This window comes from Frigoribacterium sp. AC394, assembly GCF_979258095.1.
Map to the genome: position 1 here is coordinate 543,715 of NZ_OZ409834.1, position 21,506 is coordinate 565,220.

17 protein-coding genes and 1 pseudogene are annotated in these 21,506 nt (G+C 71.7%); 11 read left to right on the forward strand and 7 right to left on the reverse strand.

Annotation, left to right across the window (positions count from 1 at the left end; translation table 11 throughout):
• Positions 1–8: 8 nt before the first annotated feature.
• Positions 9–548, forward strand: a pseudogene (locus ACZZY9_RS02470) (hypothetical protein); the annotation flags it as partial.
• 43 nt (positions 549–591) lie between these two features.
• Positions 592–915: an aminotransferase class IV gene (locus ACZZY9_RS02475; protein WP_463462846.1), complete on the forward strand. Its 324-nt coding sequence runs from the start codon at positions 592–594 to the stop codon at positions 913–915.
• A 56-nt stretch (positions 916–971) separates the two neighbouring features.
• Here the strand turns inward: ACZZY9_RS02475 and cydC are convergent, their stop codons facing one another.
• Genes cydC through ACZZY9_RS02495 form a run of 4 tightly spaced genes read right to left on the reverse strand, consistent with a single transcriptional unit; the run spans position 972 to position 6,886 of the window.
• Complete coding sequence (gene cydC / locus ACZZY9_RS02480) at positions 972–2,804, reverse strand: thiol reductant ABC exporter subunit CydC (RefSeq protein WP_463462847.1); 1,833 nt, start codon at positions 2,802–2,804, stop codon at positions 972–974.
• Positions 2,801–4,462 (reverse strand): thiol reductant ABC exporter subunit CydD, encoded by a 1,662-nt coding sequence (cydD, locus tag ACZZY9_RS02485; protein ID WP_463462848.1) that lies wholly within the window; start codon positions 4,460–4,462, stop codon positions 2,801–2,803. Before cydD ends, cydC begins: the two co-directional genes overlap by 4 nt.
• Positions 4,463–4,472: 10 nt before the next feature.
• Positions 4,473–5,474 carry a cytochrome d ubiquinol oxidase subunit II gene (cydB, locus tag ACZZY9_RS02490; protein ID WP_320480014.1) on the reverse strand — a complete coding sequence of 334 codons (1,002 nt, stop codon included), beginning with the start codon at positions 5,472–5,474 and terminating at the stop codon, positions 4,473–4,475.
• The gene (locus ACZZY9_RS02495) at positions 5,474–6,886 is read right to left on the reverse strand and encodes a cytochrome ubiquinol oxidase subunit I (protein ID WP_463462849.1); all 1,413 of its coding nucleotides are present in this window, start codon (positions 6,884–6,886) and stop codon (positions 5,474–5,476) included. Before ACZZY9_RS02495 ends, cydB begins: the two co-directional genes overlap by 1 nt.
• 86 nt (positions 6,887–6,972) lie before the next feature.
• On the opposite strand from ACZZY9_RS02495, the gene ACZZY9_RS02500 reads away from it, so the two are divergent.
• Positions 6,973–7,632 (forward strand): DedA family protein, encoded by a 660-nt coding sequence (locus ACZZY9_RS02500; RefSeq protein ID WP_463462850.1) that lies wholly within the window; start codon positions 6,973–6,975, stop codon positions 7,630–7,632.
• Positions 7,633–7,693: 61 nt separating this feature from the next.
• Here the strand turns inward: ACZZY9_RS02500 and ACZZY9_RS02505 are convergent, their stop codons facing one another.
• Positions 7,694–8,341, reverse strand: a complete 648-nt coding sequence (locus ACZZY9_RS02505) for a TetR family transcriptional regulator (RefSeq protein ID WP_463462851.1) — start codon at positions 8,339–8,341, stop codon at positions 7,694–7,696.
• A gap of 148 nt (positions 8,342–8,489) precedes the next feature.
• On the opposite strand from ACZZY9_RS02505, the gene ACZZY9_RS02510 reads away from it, so the two are divergent.
• From ACZZY9_RS02510 to ACZZY9_RS02530, 5 genes are all read left to right on the forward strand, one after another.
• A complete protein-coding gene (locus tag ACZZY9_RS02510; RefSeq protein WP_320477981.1) occupies positions 8,490–9,212 on the forward strand; it encodes an SOS response-associated peptidase in 723 nt (240 codons plus the stop codon).
• A 17-nt stretch (positions 9,213–9,229) separates the two neighbouring features.
• Entirely contained in the window at positions 9,230–10,273 is a 1,044-nt protein-coding gene (locus ACZZY9_RS02515) for an App1 family protein (RefSeq protein ID WP_463462852.1), read from the forward strand.
• A gap of 107 nt (positions 10,274–10,380) precedes the next feature.
• A complete protein-coding gene (locus ACZZY9_RS02520) occupies positions 10,381–10,707 on the forward strand; it encodes a DUF6504 family protein (protein WP_463462853.1) in 327 nt (108 codons plus the stop codon).
• Positions 10,708–10,830: 123 nt separating this feature from the next.
• A complete protein-coding gene (gene pnuC, locus ACZZY9_RS02525; RefSeq protein ID WP_463464627.1) occupies positions 10,831–11,520 on the forward strand; it encodes a nicotinamide riboside transporter PnuC in 690 nt (229 codons plus the stop codon).
• 21 nt (positions 11,521–11,541) lie between these two features.
• Positions 11,542–13,329, forward strand: coding sequence for a glycoside hydrolase family 15 protein (locus ACZZY9_RS02530; protein ID WP_463462854.1), 1,788 nt, complete (start codon positions 11,542–11,544; stop codon positions 13,327–13,329).
• Between the two features lie 93 nt (positions 13,330–13,422).
• Here the strand turns inward: ACZZY9_RS02530 and ACZZY9_RS02535 are convergent, their stop codons facing one another.
• Together ACZZY9_RS02535 and ACZZY9_RS02540 are read right to left on the reverse strand one after the other, a co-directional pair.
• Positions 13,423–14,787: a glucose-6-phosphate dehydrogenase gene (locus ACZZY9_RS02535; protein WP_463462855.1), complete on the reverse strand. Its 1,365-nt coding sequence runs from the start codon at positions 14,785–14,787 to the stop codon at positions 13,423–13,425.
• A 203-nt stretch (positions 14,788–14,990) separates the two neighbouring features.
• Positions 14,991–16,379 carry an FUSC family protein gene (locus ACZZY9_RS02540; RefSeq protein ID WP_463462856.1) on the reverse strand — a complete coding sequence of 463 codons (1,389 nt, stop codon included), beginning with the start codon at positions 16,377–16,379 and terminating at the stop codon, positions 14,991–14,993.
• Positions 16,380–16,491: 112 nt separating this feature from the next.
• Here ACZZY9_RS02540 and ACZZY9_RS02545 point away from each other — a divergent pair, with 112 nt between their 5' ends.
• The 3 genes from ACZZY9_RS02545 to ACZZY9_RS02555 all read left to right on the forward strand — a co-directional run bounded on the left by ACZZY9_RS02545 (position 16,492) and on the right by ACZZY9_RS02555 (position 21,414).
• Complete coding sequence (locus ACZZY9_RS02545) at positions 16,492–19,944, forward strand: DNA polymerase III subunit alpha (RefSeq protein ID WP_463462857.1); 3,453 nt, start codon at positions 16,492–16,494, stop codon at positions 19,942–19,944.
• A 115-nt stretch (positions 19,945–20,059) separates the two neighbouring features.
• Positions 20,060–21,082 (forward strand): glutathione S-transferase family protein, encoded by a 1,023-nt coding sequence (locus ACZZY9_RS02550; RefSeq protein ID WP_463462858.1) that lies wholly within the window; start codon positions 20,060–20,062, stop codon positions 21,080–21,082.
• Positions 21,079–21,414 (forward strand): TraR/DksA family transcriptional regulator, encoded by a 336-nt coding sequence (locus ACZZY9_RS02555; RefSeq protein WP_463462859.1) that lies wholly within the window; start codon positions 21,079–21,081, stop codon positions 21,412–21,414. Before ACZZY9_RS02550 ends, ACZZY9_RS02555 begins: the two co-directional genes overlap by 4 nt.
• Positions 21,415–21,506 lie beyond the last annotated feature (92 nt).

Below are 21,506 nucleotides of genomic sequence, written 5' to 3' on the forward strand. Positions count from 1 at the left end.
TTGAGTGTATGAGCACCGCGACGACCCTCCTCTGGCGCGGCGGACTCCTCGAGCCCCTGCCCGACGCCCGACGGGGTGCCGACGGCGTCGATGAGGCCGACACCGGTGTGATCGAGCCGACGCTGCTGGTCGCAGACTCCTGGCTGGTCGACGAAGGTCGCGTCCGGGCCCTCGACGTGCACCGCGAGCGGTTCGCCGGGTCGGTGGACGCCGCGACGGCCGGGATGACCGGTCGGCCGACCCCGGACGACGTCGACGCCTTCTGGTCGGCCGTGGTCGCCCGGCTGCCGCGCACGGGCCGGTGGTTCCCCCGGGTCGAGCTGGTGGGCGCCGGGGCCGACGCGACCGACGGGGACGGCACGACCGACGGGACCGGCGGGGCCGACTCGACCCGCGCCTCCTCGGTCGCCCTGCGACTGCGGCTGCGGCCCGCTCCCCCGGCGAGCGCGACCGTGGTGCTGGCGACGGCCGCCCACGACCCGCGGATCAGCCCTCTCGTCAAGGGGCCCGATCTCGTGGCGCTCGGCCGGGTGCGCGACGAGGCCCGCTCGCGGGGAGCCGACGAGGCGGTCGTGCTGAGCGGAGACGGTCATGTCGTCGACGGGGCGTGGAAGCTCGATCGTCTGGTGGCGCGGCGACGCCCTCTGCCTGCCGTCCGACGATCTGCCGCGTCTGCCGGGCGTCACCGTGCGGACTCTGGCCACCCTCGCTGCGGTGATGGGCGTCGACGTGCTGCACGAGCACGCCCGACCCGACGAGCTGAGCGGCTTCGAGGTCTGGACCACGAGCGCTCTGCACGGAATCCGCATCGCGACCGGCTGGGTCGACGGCCCGTCGCCCGCCGAGCAGCCCGGTCGGCTGGCGCTCTGGCGGTCGCGGCTCGACGCCCTGCGCCGTCCGCTGCCGTCGGTCTGACGCGGCCCTCTGCAGGCGCGGAAGCCCTCAGGCCCGGAGTCCCGGGGGCATTGAGCCTAGGAGGCGCGGGTCGCGTCGACGATCCGCCCCGCCTCGACCCGGACCCGACGGGTCACGAGTGCGTCGTCGATCGGCACGTGCGAGATGAGCAGCACGGTCGTGCCCTCCTGCCGTGCCGTCGTGAGCACGTCGGCGACGAGACGCTCGGCCAGGTCGGCGTCGAGCCCGGCCGTCGGCTCGTCGAGCACGAGCACCGGGAACCCGTGCAGCAGGGCCCTGGCCAGCGAGATCCGCTGCGCCTGGCCGCCCGACACCAGGGCGCCGCGTTCACCGAGTCGGGCGTCGAGGCCGCCGCGGGCCCGCACCCAGTCGGCGAGGTCGACCCGGTCGAGCACGGCCCAGAGGTCGTCGTCGGTGGCCGAGTCCCTGGCGAAGAGCAGATTCTGGCGGACGGACTCGTCGAAGAGGTAGGGCGCCTGCTCGATCAGGCCGACGGTGGCCCGCACCCGGTCGGCCGGGACCGTCGACGCGTCGACGCCGCCGACCTCGTAGCGACCCCGGTGATCGAGGAACCTCACCAGCACGGCGGCCAGCGTGCTCTTGCCCGCCCCGCTCGGTCCCTCGACGACGACCCGCTCGCCGACGCGGAGGTCGAGGTCGACGGAGTCGAGCGCCGGCCGGGTCGACCCGGGCCAGGCCGCCGACAGGGCCGCGAGGCGGAGCGCGGTGCCGCCCGCGGGCGGCAGCGGCAGCCGGGCCGAGGCCGCATCGACCACGTCGGCCCCGTCGGTCCCGTCGGTCCCGTCGGTCCCGTCCGCCGCGGCGGAGTGGCCGGAGTCGGCGGGCTCGCCGACCGCGGCGGGCTCGCCGACCGCGGCGGGCTCGCCGACCGCGGCGGGCTCGCCGCCCCTCGGCACCTCGTCGACGACGACGCCCGCGGGGGCGACGGCCGGGACCGCCGACTCGAGGCGCTCCCCGCTGGCCCGCACCCGACGCCAGGCGAGCACGGCCGTCGGCACCGAGCCGACGACCTCGAACACGGCCAACGGCACGAGCGCGACCAGCGCGAAGGCGGGCCCCGAGAGGCCGCCGCCCGCCACCGACGGCGCCGCCACGACGATGGTCGCGAGGACGGTCGCGCCGGACAGCAGCGACATCAGCGCCGCGACGACACCGGTCGAGGTGGCCCGGCGACGGGCGGCCCGGCGCAGGTCGTCGTCGAGCCGGGCGACCCGGTCGAGCTGACCGTCGAGGGCGTCGAAGGCCGTCAGCACGTCGAGGTTCTGCACGGTGTCGAGCACGGCGCCCGACAGCGCGCCCCGTCGGTCGGCGAGTGCGCGTTCGCTGCGACGCGCCAGGGCGTCCGCCGCCGCGCAGCCGACGACGAAGGCGACGGCGAGCCCGGCGGCGAGCACGAGCGCGGCCCGGGGCGAGAAGAAGGCCACACCGGCGACGGACACGGCCGACGCGACGCCGGACACGATCAGCGGCTGGACGACACGGAGAGGGAGATCCTGCAGCGCGTCGACGTCGCTGACCATGCGCGAGAGCAGATCGCCCCGGTCGGTGCCGCCGAGCCCCGCCGGGGCGATGCGCACGAGTCGACGGTAGAGCTCGGTCCGCACGACCGCGAGCTGACGGAAGGCGGCGTCGTGACTGGCCAGCCGCTCGAGGTAGCGGAAGAACGCCCTGGCGAGGGCGAACGCGCGCACCCCCACCATCGACAGCGTGAGGAAGAGGATCGGCGGCTGCTCCGCGGCGTGCGTGATGAGGTGCGCCGACGCGGCGAGCAGTGCGATGGCGCTCAGGGCGCTGAGCACCCCGAACACGATGCCGGGCAGCGAGCGTCGCGCCGTCGGCCGGGCGGTGCGAAGCAGGGAGGTCGTCATGAGAGGGCGCTCCGGTCGAGGGCGGACAGGGTCACGACGGCGTCGGCCGCGTCGCGGACGGCTGCCCGATGGGTCACGACGATCACGGCGACGCCCGAGCGGGCGATGTCGACCAGCCCATCGATCATCCTGGTCTCGGTGACGGGGTCGAGCGCCGACGACGGCTCGTCGACGAGCAGCAGCCGCCCGCCGCGGCGCCGCAGCCGGTAGACGGCCCGGGCCAGCGCGACCCGCTGCGCCTGCCCGCCGGAGAGCCCCGTGCCGCCCGCCCCCAGCTCGATCGCGGGGTCGATGCCCTGCCCGCCGGCGGCGGCGAGCGCCGCGAGCACGGCCTCGGGGTCGATCTCGTCGCCGAGCGCGATGTTGTCGGCGACGGTGCCCGAGACGAGCCCGGGGGTCTGCCCCGACCAGGCGATCTCATGCGGGGCGGGGGCGCGGTCGGCGTCCTGCCAGCGCGCCTCGCCCTCCGACGGCACCGCGCCCCGGAGGGCGGCGAGCAGGGAGGTCTTCCCGGCGCCGCTCGGTCCGACGATCGCGACGAGGCTGCCCACGGGGGCGACGAACGACGTCGTCGGGGACGAGGGCGCGCCTCCTCGGCGCACGGAGACCTCGGAGACGACGAAGGCGTCGGTCGGACCCACGGCGGTGAAGGGGGCGGAGGCGCGGGCGGGGTCGGCCGCACCGTCGACGGTGGTCGCCTCCCGGTCGGCGTCGTCGAGCAGCTCGACGACCTCCGTCGCGGCGGCGACCCCGTCGGAGGCGGCGTGGAAGTTCGCCCCCACCTGCCGCAGCGGCAGGTAGGCCTCGGGGGCGAGCAGCAGCACGAACAGCGCGACGGGCAGCCCGAGCGACCCGTCGACGAGCCGGATGCCGATGGACACGGCCACGAGGGCGACGGAGAGCGAGGCGGCGAGCTCGAGTGCGAAGCCGCTGAGGAACGACACGCGGAGCACCGACATGGTCTGCGTCCGGTAGTCGTCGGTCAGTCGGCCGATGCGGGCGACCTGGCGTCGCTCGCGGCCGAAGACCTTGAGGGTCGACAGGCCGTTCACCGCGTCCAGGAACGACGAGGCGAGACCGGCGAGTCGATCCCACTGCCGGGCCTGGGCGGTGCGGGTGGTCCAGCCGATGAGCACCATGAAGACGGGGATCAACGGCAGGGTCAGGACGACGATGAGCGCGGAGAGCCAGTCGTTCGCGCCCATCACGGCGACGATGAGCGGGGTGCTGAGCGCCGTGAGGATCAGCTGCGGCAGGTACTTGGCGAAGTAGTCGTCGAGGGCGTCGAGGCCCGGGCCGATCAGGGTGGCGAGCCGGGCCGAGTTCCGGCGTGCGAGCCACTCGTGGCCTCGGTCGGTGACGGCTCGGACGACGCGGCGGCGCAGTTGGCTCTTGACCACGGCGGCCGTCCGCGCGGCGACGGCCTCGAGCGCCCACGAGACGAGCGAGCGGGCGATCACGGCGAGCGCCAGCCCGACGAGCGCCTCGGTGAGGGCGGGTGCGCCGCGGCCGTCGACGACGGCGACGACCGAGCGGGAGGCGGACCAGGCGACCGCGATGACGCACGCCGTCTGCACGACCCCGAGCACCGCCCCGATCACGAGGAACGTGCGGGCTGCGGCGGCGTAGCCGAGGAGGCGCGGGTCGAGCGGCTTCACGGTCGTCGGCTCACGAGGCGGCCGGGATCGTCGCGCGGCTGATCCTCTTGCGGAAGATCCAGTACGTGAACCCCTGGTAGCCGAGGATGAGCGGCACGAAGACGAGGGCGACCCAGCTCATCACGGTGAGGGTGTAGTCGGAGCTCGCCGCGTTCGCGATGGTGAGGCTGTTCGCGGGGTCGTTGCTGGCCGGCATGACGGCGGGGAAGAGGGCGGCGAACAGGCTCGCCACGGCGAAGGCGATGGTCACGGCCATCAGGGCGAACGCCCGACCCTCGCGCCCTCGGAGGTTGGCGGCGAACGAGGCGATGAGGGTCACCGCGGCCGCCGCGGAGAGCACGGCCGACGCGATCGTGCCGTGCATCAGCGTCGTGATGACCAGGAACGACGCGGCGACGACGATCGTGACCAGCCCGGCCCGCACCGCGAGTCGACGTGCCCGCTCGCGGATCTCGCCCTCGGTCTTCAGCGAGACGAAGACCACGCCGTGGGTGAAGAAGAGCAGGAGGGTCGTGAGTCCTCCGAGCAGGGCGTAGGGGTTGAGCAGATCGAGCAGGCCGCCCGTGTAGTTGAACCCCTCGTCGAGCGGCACCCCGCGGACGACGTTGGCGAAGACGAGCCCCCAGACGAAGGCGGGCACGGCCGAGCCGACGGTGATCATCAGGTCGAAGCGGCGCTTCCAGGCGGCCTCGGGGCGCTGGTGGCGGTACTCGAACGAGACGCCGCGGGCGATGAGCGCCAGCAGGATCAGCAGCAGGAGCAGGTAGAAGCCGCTGAACAGGGTGGCGTACCACTCGGGGAACGCCGCGAACATGAACGCGCCGGCCACGATGACCCAGGTCTCGTTCAGATCCCAGACGGGGCCGATCGTGTTGATCAGCACCCGACGGTCGGTGTCGTCCCGGCCGAGGAACGGCAATGACATGCCCACTCCGAAGTCGAACCCGTCGAGCACGAAGTAGCCGACGAAGAAGAACGCGAGCAGCAGGAACCAGAGGGTGGGGAGGTCCATCAGTACACCGTCGCTTCGTGGCGGATCTCGCCGGATTCGGGGTCGGGCACGGGCGCCTCGCCCGGCCCCTTCTGGGCGGCCTTGACGATCAGTCGGAACTCGACGACCGCGAGGCTGCCGTAGATGAGCGTGAACGCGATCAGCGAGATGAGCACGGTCAGTCCGGTCACGTTGGGCGAGACGCCGTCCTCGGTCTTCAGCAGCCCGAAGACCAGCCAGGGCTGTCGTCCCATCTCGGTGAAGACCCAGCCGACGATCATCGCCATCAACGGGAGGGGGTACGACCAGACGGCCGCGCGCCACACCCAGCGGTTGACCGGGAGGCGGCCCTTGCGGGTCACCCAGAGGCCGACGAGGGAGATGAGGATGGCGACCATGCCGAGGCCCATCATCCAGCGGAACGACCAGTAGGTCACCCAGATGATCGGCGTGTAGTCGCCGGGGCCGTAGAGCTCTACGTACTGCGCCTGCAGGTCGTTGATGCCCTCGACCGTGCCGTCGAACGTGTGCGTCGACAGGAAGCTCAGGAGGTACGGGACCCGGATGCTGAACAGCTCGTGCACCCCGTCGGGCGTGCCGAGGGTGAAGATCGAGAACGAGGCGTCGGCACCGGTCGAGGTCTTGTAGAGCGCCTCGGCGGCCGCCATCTTCATCGGCTGGGTCTCGACCATCGCGAGGCCGAGCTGGTCTCCGGTGAGGACGGTGAGGGCCCCGGCGGCGACCATCGTCCAGAGACCGAAGCGCAGCGCGGGCCGCATGGTCTCGAGGTTCTGGTTGCGCGAGAGGTGCCAGGCGGCCACCGCGACGATGACCGCGGCCGAGACCATGAAGCAGGCGAAGATCGTGTGGGGGAACGCGGCGAGGGCGACCTTGTTGGTGAGGACCTCCCAGAGGCTGGTGAGCTCGGCCCGGCCCTTCTCCTCGTTGATCGCGTAGCCGACGGGGTTCTGCATGAACGCGTTCGCGGCGATGATGAAGTAGGCCGACAGGATGCTGCCGACGGTGGCGCCCCAGATGCTCGCCAGGTGGAGCCTCTTCGGGACCTTGTCCCAGCCGAAGATCCAGATGCCGATGAAGGTCGCCTCGAGGAAGAACGCGAGCAGACCCTCGAGGGCGAGCGGCGCCCCGAAGACGTCGCCGACGAACCTCGAGTAGTCGGACCAGTTCATGCCGAACTGGAACTCCTGCACGATTCCGGTCACGACGCCCATGGCGAAGTTGATCAGGAAGATCTTGCCGAAGAACCGGGTGAGCTGCAGATAGTGCAGCTTCCCGGTGCGCACCCATGCCGTCTGGAAGACCGCGACCGTGAAGGCCATGCCGATCGTCAGGGGCACGAAGAGGAAGTGGTAGATCGTCGTCAGACCGAACTGCCACCGCGAGAGGAGGAGCGGGTCGAGGAGGTCGTTCACAGAGACAGTATGCGTCCCCAGTTGCACAACAGGTGTCGTTTAGTGGTCCTGGTCGCTGCCGAACGGCTGTGAATAGGATCGAGCTCGTGAACGACCTCCTCGACAGCATCCTCGACCTCGTCCAATCGGTCGATCCGGTGCTGCGGACCCTCCTCGCCGGTCTCGCCATGGTGCTCGAGACCTCGGTGCTGCTCGGACTCGTCGTGCCGGGCGACACCGTGGCGATCGTGTCGGCCACGGCGGTCGCGACGCCGTTCGAGTTCGTCGCGCTGGTGCTGGCGCTGGTGACCGGGGCTCTGATCGGCGAGAGCGTGGGGTTCGCCCTGGGTCGGCGCTTCGGCCCCGCGATCCGCCGCAGTGCGGTCGGGCGGCGCCTCGGCGAGCGCAACTGGGTCCGGGCCGAGAACTACCTGGCGCGTCGCGGCGGGGTCGCCGTGTTCGTCTCGCGCTTCTTACCGGTGCTGCATTCGCTCATCCCGCTGACGGTCGGCATGAGCCCGATGCGCTACCGGACGTTCCTGGCCTGGACGGCGCCGGCGTGCATCCTGTGGTCGACGGCGTACGTCTCGGTCGGCGCCGCGGCCGCGGGCGGCTACCGGGAGATCGCCGACCGGCTGCACTGGGCCGGCTACCTCTTCGTCGCGGTGATCGTCGTCTTCGGGGTGGCCGTGGTCGTCGTCAAGAGGATCGTGCACGCTCGGGAGGAGCGGCACATGTCGGCCCCCGACGACGCCCCCTCGGAATGACCGCCCGCGGCGAGCGCCCGAAGTCAGCGCCCGGAGTGACCGGTCAGGGTGACCGCTCGGGTCAGCGGACGGTGAGGACCGGCTCGAGGTAGGCCACGACGACGCGTCGGCACTCGTCGATGAAGCGCGGGTCGCCGTCGCCGCCCGAGACGAACGCCCGGGCGAGGAGGGAGTTGCCGATCTCGACGACGACCTCGACCGCCAGCTCGGTCTCGGCGTCGCGGACGACCCCGAAGCGGTCGACCAGCAGACTCGTGATGCGATCGGCCAGAGGGCTGCCCGCGGGTGCCTCGTGCGGCGCGCCGAGGTCGGGAGCGTCGCCGAACCTGATGGCGCGGAACCCGGGCTCGTCGCGGTACATCTCGGCCTTGGCGTCGATGAGCGCCTCGATGGCACGACGCCAGTCGACGATCTCGGGGTCGGCCACCCGCTCGGCGACCGTCGCCGTGAGGCGCTGGATGCAGCGGAGGGCGAGGGCGTCGACCACGGCGATGCGGTCGGGGAAGTACCGGTAGACGGTGCCGATCGAGGCGCCCGCGCGCTCGGCGACCATGGCGGTGGTCAGGCGCTCGTAACCGATCTCGTCGATGATCGACGCCGCGGCGTCGAGCAGCCCCGTGAGGCGCGCGGAGCTCCGGGCCTGGACCGGCTCGTTCCTGAGCAGTGATGATCCCCCGGGCAGTGCTTCTGTGACCTCGGTGGCGAGCAACGGTTCTCCTTCTGGCGATTCGCGACGTCGTCGCGACATGGTGCTGGACGTCGATCGAGGGCGCCGCGGGCGCGGTGCGCACCGACCTCGTGCACCGTTCCGCCCGTCGGTGGCGGCCGATGTCGGTGCGAGCCGGGAGAATGGACGCATGTGCGGACGATTCGTGATGGCTCGCGCCTCGAGCGACCTGGTGGCCCTGTTCGACGTTGATGTATCAGGAGACACTCTCCCAGATCCTTCCTGGAATATCGCTCCGACCCGCCCGGTGAATCTGCTGGTCGACGCCGCCCCCCGCGGTGCCGACGCCGGCGGCCCGCCGGTGCGGCGGCTCGCGGCGGCCCGATGGGGACTCGTCCCCGGCGGGTCGAACGGACCCGAGGGCGCCCCGGTGTTCAACGCCCGATCGGAGACGGCGGCCGAGAAGCCGATGTTCCGCGACGCGGTGGCGGCCCGTCGCGGGCTGGTGCCGGCCACCGGCTACTACGAATGGACGACCGACCCCGCGGGCGTCAAGCACCCCCATCTGGTGCGCCTCCCCGACGACGAGGTCATGCTCTTCGCCGCGCTGTACGAGTGGTGGCGCGACCCGCGGGCGGCACCGGACGCACCGTCCCGGTGGCTGCTGTCGACGACGATCCTGACCCGCGCCTCCTCGGGGCCGCTCGAGACCCTGCACGACCGGATGCCGGTCTTCGTGGGGGCCGACGTGATGGACGACTGGCTCGATCCCGAGACCGAGGGCGACGACGATCTCGTGCAGGGGGTCGCGGGGCTCGCACCCGAGATCGCGGACCGCATGTCGTTCCATGAGGTCTCGTCCGAGGTCGGCTCGGTGTCGTCCGACTCCCCCGCCCTCGTCGAACCGGTCTGACGTGACAGGATGGGCGCATGCCCGACACCCGTAGACCGGCACCGGCCGGAGTCGAGCCGCTGCTGCACCGCGCCGCCCGCATCGAGAACTCGGTCCACCGGTTCCGCGAGAAGCGCGCCCGCAAGCGGGGCCTCCTCCCGACAGTCGTCCCCTACACGGGCTACGGCTCGCCCGGCTGGGCCCGCGTGCTGTCTCGGGTGCTGCTGACCCGCAAGGGCACCCTCGAGGGGATCGACCGGGCGAACGTGCGCGGTTGGCGCAGCTTCACCAGCGTGCCGGTCGAGAAGGCCAGGGTCGACGTCGTGCTCGGAGGGCGCACGCACCACCTGACGACCGACCGCGGCGGCGTGCTCGACGTGCGGGTCGAGGTCGACCTCGAACCCGGCTGGCACGTCGCCACCGTCAGCTGCGAGGGCTCGCTGCCCGTCGACGCCCCGGTCTACGTGATCGACCCCGACGTGCGGTTCGGCGTCGTGTCGGACATCGACGACACGGTCATGGTGACATCGCTGCCCCGGCCCTTCCTGGCCGCCTGGAACACGTTCGTCCTGAACGAGCACGCCAGACGCCCCGTGCCCGGCATGTCGGTGCTCTACGAGCGACTGCAGCGCACGGCCGGCGGCTGCCCGGTGATCTACCTCTCGACCGGCGCCTGGAACGTCGCCCCCACCCTCTCGCGGTTCCTCTCGCGCAACCTCTACCCGAGCGGTCCACTGCTGCTGACCGACTGGGGCCCGACGCACGACCGCTTCTTCCGCAGCGGTCGCGAGCACAAGCACGCGTCGCTCGACCGGCTGGCGAAGGAGTTCCCGCACATGCGCTGGCTGCTGGTGGGCGACGACGGCCAGCACGACGAAGAGCTCTACGGGCGGTTCCTGCACGAGCACCCCGACTCGGTCGCCGCCGTGGCGATCCGCCAGCTGTCGCCCAGCGAGGCCGTCCTCGCAGGTGGCCGGTCGACGCGCTCCGAGCACGCCCAGGGCAGCGACACCCCCTGGGTGTCCGCACCCGACGGCGCGGGCCTCTGGGATCAGCTCGCCGACGCCGGCGTCGTCGAATGAGGGCGTAGCAGCCTCTCGATCCTCCCTCTCGCGGGTCGGATGTCGGCGGCCGACCGTACACTTCGTTCGAACACACATTCGAACGACGACGAGCGGGGCGAGACGGCATGAAGGTCGACGAGAAGGTACCGGTCGAGACGACCGACGACGGGGCGCCGCTGCGGTTCGTGTGGCGGGGCGTCGTGTACGGCGTGGTCAGCCCGCCCGAGCGGTGGATCACCCGCCGAGAGTGGTGGCGGTCGGCGGCCCGGGCGCCTCGGGGCGGGGCGGTCGATCTGCTCGAGCTGCCGGTCTGGCGGGTCGACGCCCTGCCGCTGACCGACGGCGCCCATCGGATCGACGGCACCTTCGACCTCGCCCTCGACCCCGCGCTGGGCTCATGGCTGCTGCTCGGCGTCTTCGACGACCACGTCGAACAGCAGCTGTTCGCCTGATCCGCCGGCACCAGGAATGCCGTCAGTCGGGAATGAACGACGCACCCCGCTCGTTCCGACCTCGGCGACTCGAGCGCCGTGGCAGACCACGGAGACCGTCGTCGCCACGACCAGGAGGACGACGTGCAGGTGATCCGGTGGCTCTTCGACGCTCAGCTCGTGCTGGGCGATCAGACCATCCTCTGGCGAGAGATCGTCGGCAATGTCTTCGGTCTGCTCAGCGCCCTCGGCGGCATGCGCCGGAAGGTCTGGGCCTGGCCGATCGGCATCGTCGGCAACGCCCTGCTCTTCACGGTGTTCCTCGGCGCGGTCTTCGACACGCCGAACCCGGTCAATCTGCTCGGCCAGGCCGGGCGTCAGGTGATGTTCATCCTGGTCTCGATCTACGGGTGGCGCCGCTGGCGGCAGAGCGAGACCGGGGCCGGCGCGGCGGTCGAGCCGCGGTGGGCCGGCTGGCGCAACCGCGTCCTGCTCGTCGTGGCGCTCTTCGGCGGCACGGCCGTGCTCACCCCGATCTTCAGCGCGCTGGGCTCGTACGAGCCCGTCTGGGCCGACGCCTGGATCTTCATGGGCTCACTGCTGGCGACGTACGGCATGGCCAAGGGCTGGGTCGAGTTCTGGCTGATCTGGGTCGCCGTCGACCTCGTGGGCACACCGCTGCTGTTCAGCGCCGGCTACTACGCCTCGGCGTTCATGTACGTCTTCTACGGTGCGTTCACCCTGATGGGCTTCGTCGTCTGGGCGCGCTCCCGCCGGCAGAAGCCCCTGGTCGAGACACGCTGGCCCGACCCCACCCTCCAGCGGGGTCGCTGACAGGGCTGCTTGGATGGCCGCATGCCCCTGCCCATCGAGAACTACGCCCTGATCGGTGATCTGCACACAGGATGCCTCGTCGGCACCGACGGCAGCATCGACTGGCTGTGCCTGCCCCGCTTCGACTCCGCCTCGACCTTCGGCGCCCTGCTCGGCGACCACGACGCCGGGCGGTGGCTGCTCGCCCCGACCGACGCCGACGCCACCGCGACCCGTCGCTACATCGACGACACATTCGTCCTCGTGACGCGGTGGCAGACCGCCACGGGCGTCGTCGAGGTCACCGATCTGATGCCCTACGGCGACCGCCGCGCCGATGTCGTGCGCCGGGTGACGGGGGTCTCGGGCACCGTGACCCTGCACGTCGACCTGGCCATCCGCTTCGGCTACGGCAGCGCCATGCCCTGGGTGCGGCAGGTGGCCGACGGCGACGACACCGCACTCGTCGCGACGGCCGGCCCCGACGCCGTCGTCGTCCGAGGGCCGCGCCTGACCGCCACCGACCACACCCATGCGACCGAGTTCGACGTCGCCGCCGGCGAAGTCGTCGACCTCTCCCTCACCTGGTACCCCTCGCACCGGCAGCCGCCCGCGGCGGTCGACGTCGACGCGGCGATCGACGACACGGTGACCTGGTGGCAGGCCTGGGCCGCACGGTGCACGACTCCCCCGGCGTACGAGCGAGAGGTCCGCCGTTCGCTGCTGATCCTCCGGGCGCTGACGCACGAAGACACCGGGGGCATCGTCGCCGCAGCGACGACCAGCCTGCCCGAGCAGTTCGGGGGGTCGCGCAACTGGGACTACCGCTACGTCTGGCTCCGCGACGCGTCGATGACGCTGCAGGCGCTGATCCTGCACGGCTACGTCGAGGAGGCCGATCGCTGGCGCGGCTGGCTCCTGAGGGCGATCGCCGGAGACCCGGCCGACGTGCAGATCATGTACGGCCTCGCCGGCGAGCGCTACCTGCACGAGAGCGAGATCGACCACCTGCCGGGCTACGGGGGCGCCGCTCCGGTACGGATCGGGAACGCCGCCTACAAGCAGTACCAGGGCGACATCTTCGGCGAGGTCATGATCGCCCTGCACGAGGCCCGACAGCTCGGCGTCGACGAGACCGAGTACTCGTGGCCGTTGCAGCGGGCCCTGATGCAGTACGTCGACGACAATCGCACCCGGCCCGACAGCGGCATCTGGGAGATCCGCGGCGAGCTGCAGCACTTCACGCACTCCCGGGTCATGATCTGGGCCGCGCTCGATCGCGCCATCGCGGGCGTGGAGCAGTTCGGCCTCGACGGCCCGGTCGACCGCTGGCGCGAGCTCCGAGACGAGGTGCGGGCCGAGGTCGAACGCGACGGCTGGAACGCCGACCGGAACTCCTTCAGGCAGCACTACGACACCACCGAGGTGGACGCCTCGCTGCTGCAGCTCGCCCAGGTCGGCTTCGTCGCCGCCGACGATCCCCGCATGCTCGGCACCGTCGCCGCGATCGAGCACGACCTGCTGCACGACGGACTGCTGCTGCGCTACCGCACCGAGAGCGGCGTCGACGGGCTGGCGGGCGACGAGAACCCCTTCCTGACCTGCTCGTTCTGGCTCGCCGAGCAGTACGCGGCCTCGGGGCGGGTGGACGACGCCGTCACCCTGATGGACCGCCTGGTCGGCTACTGCAACGACGTCGGCATGCTGTCGGAGGAGATCGAGGTCGCGACGGGGCGACACGTCGGCAACACGCCTCAGGCGCTGTCGCACCTGGCGCTGGTGCGTGCGGCGGACGCGATCGGGCGCGCGCAGGCGACCCGCGCCTCCTAGGCTCCCCCGTCGGCGGAACGGACGACGGCCGCCCTGCTCGATGCGAGCGGGACGGCCGTCGGGGTGCTGCCGTGGATCAGACGGGTCGGTGGATCAGGCGGGCCAGTCCGCCGGACCGGTCGAGCCGGCCGCGTACGTGTCGAGGGGCACCTGGCCGGCCTGCCACGCGTCGATCACGGGAGCGACGATGGCCCAGCAGCGCTCGGCCACGTCGCCGCGGATCGAGAGCGTCGGGTCGTCGTGGAAGATGCCGCTGAGCACCTCGCCGTAGGGGGTGAGCTCGGGCTTGCCGAGGGTCACCGACATGGTCGACTTCTCCAGGTCGAAGGGGTTGCCGGAGCCGTTGGTCGTGACGCCGAGCTCCATCGTCTCGGGGCTGATCTCGATGCGCAGCGTGTCGGGGGTCGACGAGCCGTTGAGCCCCTCGGGCAGCGCCGGCACGGGCTTGAAGGTGATGAGGACCTCTTTGCGGATCTTCGTCATGCCCTTGCCCGAACGGAGGATGAACGGCACGCCGGCCCAACGGCGCGTCTTGACCTCGAACTCGACCTCGGCCAGGGTCTCGGTCTGACGCTCGTCGTCGACGCCGTCCTCGTCGGCGTAGGCGGGGACGTCCTTGCCGTCGATGGTGCCGGCGGAGTACTGGGCGCGACGGCTCGACGCGACGGGGTCGCCGCCCTTGACCCAGGTGGCACGCAGCACGCGTGCGATCTCGCTGCGCAGCTCGACGGAGTCGATCGACGACGGGGCGTCCATCGCGATGACCGCGAGCACCTGGAGGAGGTGGCTCTGGATCATGTCGATCAGGGCGCCGGCCTTGTCGTAGTACTGGGCGCGGCCTTCGAGACCGAGCACCTCGTCGTAGAAGATCTCGACCTTCTCGATGTTCTCGCTGTTCCAGACCGGCTCGAACAGGCGGTTCGCGAAGCGGAGACCGATCATGTTGAGCACGGTCGCACGACCGAGGAAGTGGTCGGTGCGGTGGATGCGCTCTTCGGGGACGATCTTCAGCAGCTCGGCGTTCAGCTCGCGAGCGCTCTGCTCGTCGGAGCCGAAGGGCTTCTCGAGGGCGAGGCGGAGACCCTCGGGGAGGTCGATCTCGGCCAGCGACTTGATGACCTTCGTGCTGATCGCCGGCGGGAGGGCGAAGTACATGACGGGCGTGCCCTCGCTGGCCTCGAACAGAGCCTTCAGGTGCTCGACCGTGGTGGGGTCGCCCTGGATGTACCGGCTCGAGGCGAGGGTCTTCTTGGCGAGGTCGCTGCCGGCGTCGCCGTTGAACGCCGTCTTGACGACGTCGTCCCACTCGTCGGCGCTGCGCTCGCTGCGGCCGGTGCCGATCAGCTGCACGTCGACTCCGCGGTCGCTCTTCAGCAGGCTGGCGAGGCCGGGGAGCAGCAGACGCTCGGTGAGGTCTCCGCTTGCTCCGAGGATGATGAGGGTGGTGGTGTCTGTCACTGTGCGGCTTTCATGGATGAGGGCGGCGAACGGATCGTCGCTTGTCGATCTGGCGGCGGGTGGGGTGCTCAGGCCACGAGTGTCAACGCACAGGGCGGACGGGCATTCCCGTCGACCGCCCCGGCCGGTCAGGGCACGGGTCGCGTCTCGGCGTCGGTGCCCGGTCAACCGTACTGCTCTTGGGCGGCGGGCGCCGCACCCCGTCAGTCGGCGTCGCGTCGGACGGTGTCGCGGGGCGCCTCGTCGTCCTCCGTGGCCCTGGTCGTGGCGTCGTCGCCCGTGCTGCCGTCGGCGTCCGCGGCGGTCGCGGTGTCGCCGGCGGTCGCGGACTCGCCGGCGGTCGCGGAGTCGTCGGCGGTCGCGGCGTCGTCGGCGGTCGCGGAGTCGTCGGCGCCGGTGGTCTCGTCTCCGTCGGCTCCGTCGGATCCGGGGTGCGCCTCCTCGGTGTCGGTCTCGGAATCCGCCGTGCCCGCGTCCGTCTCGGCGGGCCGGGGCGCGGTGCCGTCGTCGGGGTCGAGCGCGGCGACGATGCGACCGAGCGAGACGGCGATCGACACCCCGCCGCTGGTGTCGGTGGTGGGGCGGTCGCGGTGGGCGTCGATCGCCTCCCAGAGGTCGGCGATGCGCCGACGCGCCTCGACGAACACGTCCGCGTCGGAGTCGTGGCGCCTGATCACCTCGGCGACCCCGTGCAGGGTGTGCGCCACGGCCGGGGCGAGCGAGTCGGGCATGCCGATCTGGCGGCCGATGCGCCTGCCGAGGACCCCGGAGACCTCGGCGATGTCCTGCAGATGGAACGAGACCCGCTCGAACGCGGCCAGTTCGGCGTACTCGTGGCCGAGATCGCGTCGACGCAGCAGCCACCGGGGATTCATCCGCCGCGACTCGTCGGCGTACTGCACCGACGAGCGCACGCTGTGCAGGGTCGCGGGCAGCTCGCCGACGCGCTCCTCCCAGTCGTCGTCCTCGAGGGGCCAGGGCGTCTCGAAGACCCCGGCGATCTCGTCGGCCCGGTCGGCGAGCGCCTGCCGGACCCGTCGGAGCCGCGTCTCGGCGCGCGAGGTGTTCAGAGGCGGCACGATCACGAAGTTGAGGACGACGCCCACGACGACGCCGACGCCGAGCTGGACGATGTAGCCGATGCCGTACGACTCGGTGTCCGATCCTCCGAGCAGCAGCACGAACAGGCCGGCGGTGAGCACCCAGTCGCGACCGGCCCCGAGCCAGCGGATGCCGGCGAGCACGACGCCGATGCCGACCAGCACGCCGACGGCGAGGACTCCTGGCGGGCCGTCCTGCATGGCGAAGACCGCCGTGGCGAGGGCGATGCCGATGACGACGCCCAGCAGCACCTGGATCCCCTGTCGCAGCGAGGCCCGCAGCGTCGGGTACATGGCGATGACCGCGCCGAGCGGCGCGTAGTACGGGTAGTCGGCCGCCGTGCCGGGGATCTGCGGGGCGATCCAGTAGGCGAGCCCCGCGGCGAGCGCCGTCTTCACCGCCAGCAGGAGGCGCGGCTGGGCGAGCAGCACGCGGGTCCAGTGCCCGACGGCGCGGGCGTCCCGATCGAGGGTCGAGCGGCGGTCGGTCATGGCTCGATGATGCCAGCCGGCGGGCGTCGCCGCCGGGTCGTCGACCACGTACACTGATCGAACATCTGTTCGAACCGACCCGGCCGGGGGGTCTGAGCACGAGGCACCAGTCATGCGTTTCACCCATCTCCGCGTCGCGTCGTCGTTCAGCGCGCACTACGGCACCGCCCACCCGAAGACCCTCGTCGAGACCGTGGCCGAGCGACGGGCCGACGCCGCGGCGATCACCGACCGCGACGGGCTCTACGGGGCGATCCGGCACATCGGCGCGTGTCGCGCCGCGGGCGTCGACCCGATCGTGGGGGTGGAGCTGGGGTGCCGCGACGATCGGGCCGGCGGAGGCGCTGCTGCGGGTGCGGGTGCTCCGGTCGATCGGATCGTCGTGCTGGCGCACGGGTCGATCGACGGCGGCGCTCCGGGTGCGGGGTGGGCGGCGCTCTGCCGGTTGATCAGCGCCGCGCACGGCCGGGCGACACGGAAGGCGAGCGGCAGCGCGAACAGCGTGGCGACCATCGGCCGGTCGCGGGTCCGGGCGTTCGTCCAGGGCGAGTCGGGGCCCGCCGCGACCGTGCTGCTCGGCCCGGACTCCGACGTGGGTCGACTGGTGCAGGCGGGTCGGCACACCGAGGCGGCGGCGTCGCTGGCCGACTGGGCGGCCGAGCTGCCGGGTGGCGTGGTGGTCGAGGTCGTCTGCCATCTGACCGAGCCGGGCGAGAGCCGGAGCATCCGGCACGCGGCCCGCATGCTCGAGCTGGCCGACCACGTCGGAGTGCCGGCCGTGCTGACCAACGCCGTCCGCTACCTCGACCCCGACGAGGCGGTCACCGCCGACGTCCTCGACTCGGCGGGCCATCTCGCCGCCCTGGGCAGCTTCCGCCCCCAGCCGAACGCGCAGGCGTTCCTGAAGTCGGCCGATGCGATGCGCGCCGTCGCGCGGATGGTGACCGACGCCTCCTCGCTGCCTCGCAGCTCCGCCGACGAGATGCTGTCCGCGACGGAGCGACTGGCCGACCGGTGCCGACTCGACCCCGCCGCCGATCTCGGCTGGGGTCGGCCGAAGGTCCCCGAGCCGAGTGCGATCGGAGTCGACGGCGATCCCGACCAGGTGCTGTTCCGCCGGGCGGAGGCGGGGATCACCGAGCGGTTCGGTGACGCCGGTCGCGCTCTGCGCGAGAAGGTCGACGAGCGCATGCGCTACGAGCTCGGCATCATCACGGGGTTCGGCTTCGCCGGGTACTTCCTGACCGTGGCCGACGTGTCGAAGCTGATGCGCGACATGAGGGTGCGGAACGCCGCACGCGGGTCGGGGGCGGGCAGCCTCGTCACCTATCTGCTGCGGATCTCGAACGTCGATCCGATCGAGCACGATCTGCTGTTCGAGAGGTTCCTCGGCAACAAGCGGGAGACGCTCCCCGACATCGACATCGACGTCGAGTCGGCGAGGCGTCACGAGGTCTACCGGGCGATCTTCGACCGGTACGGCAGCAACCGGGTGACCCTCATGTCGATGCAGTCGACCTACCGGGGGCGAGGCGCCGTCCGCGACGCCGGTCTGGCGCTCGGTCTCGACGACGAGCAGATCGACCTCGTCGCCAAGAACGTCTGGCGCTCGAACGCCCGCGACCTGCGGACGGCCCTGGCCGAGAAGCCCGAGCTGCGCGAGATCGCCGAGCTGGCCCGCAGCGACGGGCAGATCGACCTGCTGGTCGATCTCAGCGAGCGACTCGACCGGCTGCCGCGGCACATCTCGATGCATCCGTGCGGGGTGATCCTCGGCGACTCCGGTCTGCTCAGCATGACGCCGGTCCAGCCGAGCGGCATCGGTCTGCCGATGAGCCAGTTCGACAAGCACGACATGAACGACGCCGGTCTGCTGAAGCTCGACGTGCTGGGGGTGCGCATGCAGAGCACCCTGGCGTACGCGCTCGACGAGATCGAGCGAGTGAACGGCTCGAGGGCCGCGGTGGCCGGTGCGCTGCCGGTGGACGCACGGTACGTGAACAGAGAGGGGCGGATCGAGCTCGACGAGATCCCGCACGACGACGAGCCGACGTTCGCGGCGATCAGGACGACGCACACGCTCGGCATGTTCCAGATCGAGAGCCCGGGGCAGCGCGAGCTGATCGGCAAGATGCAGCCCGATCGCTACTCCGACCTCATCGCCGACATCTCCCTGTTCCGCCCCGGGCCGATGAAGGGCAACATGATCGTGCCGTTCCTCGACACGAAGCACGGGTTCCAGCATCCCGACTACATCCACCCGAGCTTCGCGGGGTTCCTCGACGACAGCTACGGCGTCGTGATCTACCACGAGCACGTCCTGCGGATCCTCGAGGCCACGATGCAGGTGAGCCTCGCCGAGGCCGACGAGATCCGGCGCCACATGGGCAAGGGCGACGACGACGCCCTCGAGGCGACGTTCCGCGCCCGCACCCGGGCCAACGTCGACCCCGAGACCGGGCTCCGCCGCTACGACGACGCCGACGTCGACCGCATCTGGGCGGTGCTGAAGGGCTTCGGATCGTTCGGCTTCTGCAAGGCGCACGGTGCGGCCTTCGCCCTGCCCACGTACCAGAGCGCGTGGCTGAAGACGCACTACCCTGCCGAGTTCCTCGCCGGCATCCTGACCCACGATCCCGGCATGTACCCGAAGCGGCTGCTCCTGACCGAGGCACGGCGGATGGGCATCCCGGTGCTGCCGCTCGACGTCAACGCCTCGACCGACGTCTACCGCGTCGAACGGCTGCGCGCACCCGCCACCCCGATCGCGCCGACCCGCACCGGCGACCTCGGCATCCGGCTGTCGCTCGTCGACGTGCACGGCATCAGCGACGCCGAGCTCGCCCGGGTCGTCGTGGGTCGCCCGTACGACTCGATCACCGACTTCTGGCAGCGGGCGACACCGTCGCGGTCGTTGTTCGAGCGACTCGCCCAGGTCGGGGCGCTCGACTCGCTCGCCGGCCCGGGGCGGACGAGGGGCGATGTCCTGGCCAGGGTGCGCGCACTGACCGGCAGGTCATCGCGGCCCCGGGCGGCCGACGTCGAGAACCAGCTCGACTTCGTCGTCGACGACTCCGACACCGTGCCCACCGGCACCCCCGACGTCGGAGTCCGCGACCGGGTGAGCGACGAGCTCGACATCCTGTCCATGGAGGTCAGCGAGCACGTCATCGAGAGCTACCGTCCGATGCTCGACGACCTCGGCGTCGTCCGGGCCGCCGACCTGCGCGACCACTGGAACGGCACGACCGTCCTCGTGGCCGGCATCCGCATCGCCACCCAGACCCCTCCGATGCGCAGCGGTCGGCGCGTCGTGTTCATCAGCCTCGACGACGGCAGCGGCGTCTCCGACTCGACGTTCTTCGACGAGGCGCAGCAGCGCGCCGGCTCCCTCCTGTTCGGCACGCAGCTCATGCTGATCCAGGGCCGCACCCGACGCACCGGCGAGCGGGGGATCTCGCTCGAGGCCGACGACGCCTGGGATCTCAAGACGATGTGGCGGGAGTGGAGCGCGACCCGCGCCTCCTCGGCCGCCGGTCTCGACGCCGTCGACGTCGGCGCCTGACCCGCGCGTCGGCAACTCCTCCTCCCTGCCGCGCGGCCGCACCGGACGTCGGCGTGTCGCGGCCCGGCGCGACACCGGACAGGAGTTGCCGACCGGGCGTGCGTAGGGTGGCGGCATGAGCGAGCAGCACGAGAAGGGCACCTACGTCGAGCCCGGCCAGGAGTACACCCGCGACACCAACTACATCGAGGACCGCATCACGCGCGACGCCGCCGACGGCTGGCCCGTCGAGTCGGGTCGCTACCGCCTCGTCGCGGCCCGAGCCTGCCCCTGGGCGAACCGCAGCGTCATCTCACGCCGCCTGCTCGGCCTCGAAGACGCGATCTCGCTGGGTCTGCCCGGCCCGACGCACGACGCCCGCAGCTGGACCTTCGACCTGGACCCCGACGGGCGCGACCCCGTCCTCGGCATCGAGCGCCTGCAGGAGGCCTTCTTCGCCCGCACGCCCGACTACCCGCGTGGCATCACGGTGCCGGCGATCGTGGACGTGCCGAGCGGCAAGGTCGTCACGAACGACTTCCCGCAGATCACCCTCGACTTCGCCACCGAGTGGACGGAGTTCCACCGCGACGGCGCACCCGACCTCTACCCCGAGCATCTGCGGGCCGAGATCGACGAGGTGAACGCCGTGATCTTCCGCGACGTCAACAACGGCGTCTACCGCGCGGGCTTCGCCGGGTCGCAGAAGAGCTACGAGCGGGCGTACGACACGCTGTTCGCCCGTCTCGACTGGCTCTCCGAGCGCCTGGCCGATCAGCGGTTCCTGGTCGGCGACACGATCACCGAGGCCGACATCCGCCTCTTCACGACCCTCGCCCGCTTCGACGCGGTCTACCACGGCCACTTCAAGTGCAATCGGAACAAGCTCACCGAGATGCCCGTGCTCTGGGCCTACGCCCGCGATCTGTTCCAGACCCCCGGCTTCGGCGACACCATCGACTTCGGCCAGATCAAGAAGCACTACTACATCGTGCACAGCGACATCAATCCGACCGGCATCGTCCCCGCCGGGCCCGACCCATCGGGCTGGCTGACCGCGCACGGTCGTGAGCAGCTCGGCGGACGGCCCTTCGGCGACGGCACTCCCCCCGCGCCGCCCCGTGCCGGCGAAGAGGTGCCCCCGCTCGTCGCCTCGTGATCGGGCCCGTCGCCCGTCTCGAGGGGATCCGCGACGACGCCCTCTCGCTCGCCGACCGCCTCCGCAGCGACATGGAGGCGGTGGCCGAGGCCCGCGAGTCGGCGAACGTGGACGACGAGCACGACCCCGAGGGCTCGACGATCGCGTACGAGAGGTCGCAGCTCGACGCCATCCGCCGGTCGGCGCTCGACCGGGCGGACGACGCGCGCTCCGCTCTCGAGCGTCTCGCCGCCGGGACCTTCGGCCGCTGCGAGCGCTGCTCGGCGCGCATCGGGGAGGCCCGGCTCGAAGCCCGTCCGACCGCTCGACTCTGCATCGACTGCGCGCGCTGACCCGCGCCTCCTGCCGAGCCGAGGAGGCGCGGGTCGGCTGCCGCCCGCCCCTCCGGGAGCCGCCTCCCTAAGCTGGTCGGTGCCCGGACCCT

Bases quoted from the DNA above. Each gene is read 5' to 3' on its own strand.
- cydB (WP_320480014.1), bottom strand. From the start codon at position 5,474: ATGGACCTCCCCACCCTCTGGTTCCTGCTGCTCGCGTTCTTCTTCGTC.
- ACZZY9_RS02510 (WP_320477981.1), top strand. From the start codon at position 8,490: ATGTGCGGACGATTCGTGATGGCTCGCGCCTCGAGCGACCTGGTGGCC.
- ACZZY9_RS02540 (WP_463462856.1), bottom strand. From the start codon at position 16,379: ATGACCGACCGCCGCTCGACCCTCGATCGGGACGCCCGCGCCGTCGGG.
- ACZZY9_RS02515 (WP_463462852.1), top strand. From the start codon at position 9,230: ATGCCCGACACCCGTAGACCGGCACCGGCCGGAGTCGAGCCGCTGCTG.
- ACZZY9_RS02520 (WP_463462853.1), top strand. From the start codon at position 10,381: ATGAAGGTCGACGAGAAGGTACCGGTCGAGACGACCGACGACGGGGCG.
- ACZZY9_RS02475 (WP_463462846.1), top strand. From the start codon at position 592: ATGTCGTCGACGGGGCGTGGAAGCTCGATCGTCTGGTGGCGCGGCGAC.
- ACZZY9_RS02545 (WP_463462857.1), top strand. From the start codon at position 16,492: ATGCGTTTCACCCATCTCCGCGTCGCGTCGTCGTTCAGCGCGCACTAC.
- cydC (WP_463462847.1), bottom strand. From the start codon at position 2,804: ATGACGACCTCCCTGCTTCGCACCGCCCGGCCGACGGCGCGACGCTCG.
- ACZZY9_RS02550 (WP_463462858.1), top strand. From the start codon at position 20,060: ATGAGCGAGCAGCACGAGAAGGGCACCTACGTCGAGCCCGGCCAGGAG.
- ACZZY9_RS02530 (WP_463462854.1), top strand. From the start codon at position 11,542: ATGCCCCTGCCCATCGAGAACTACGCCCTGATCGGTGATCTGCACACA.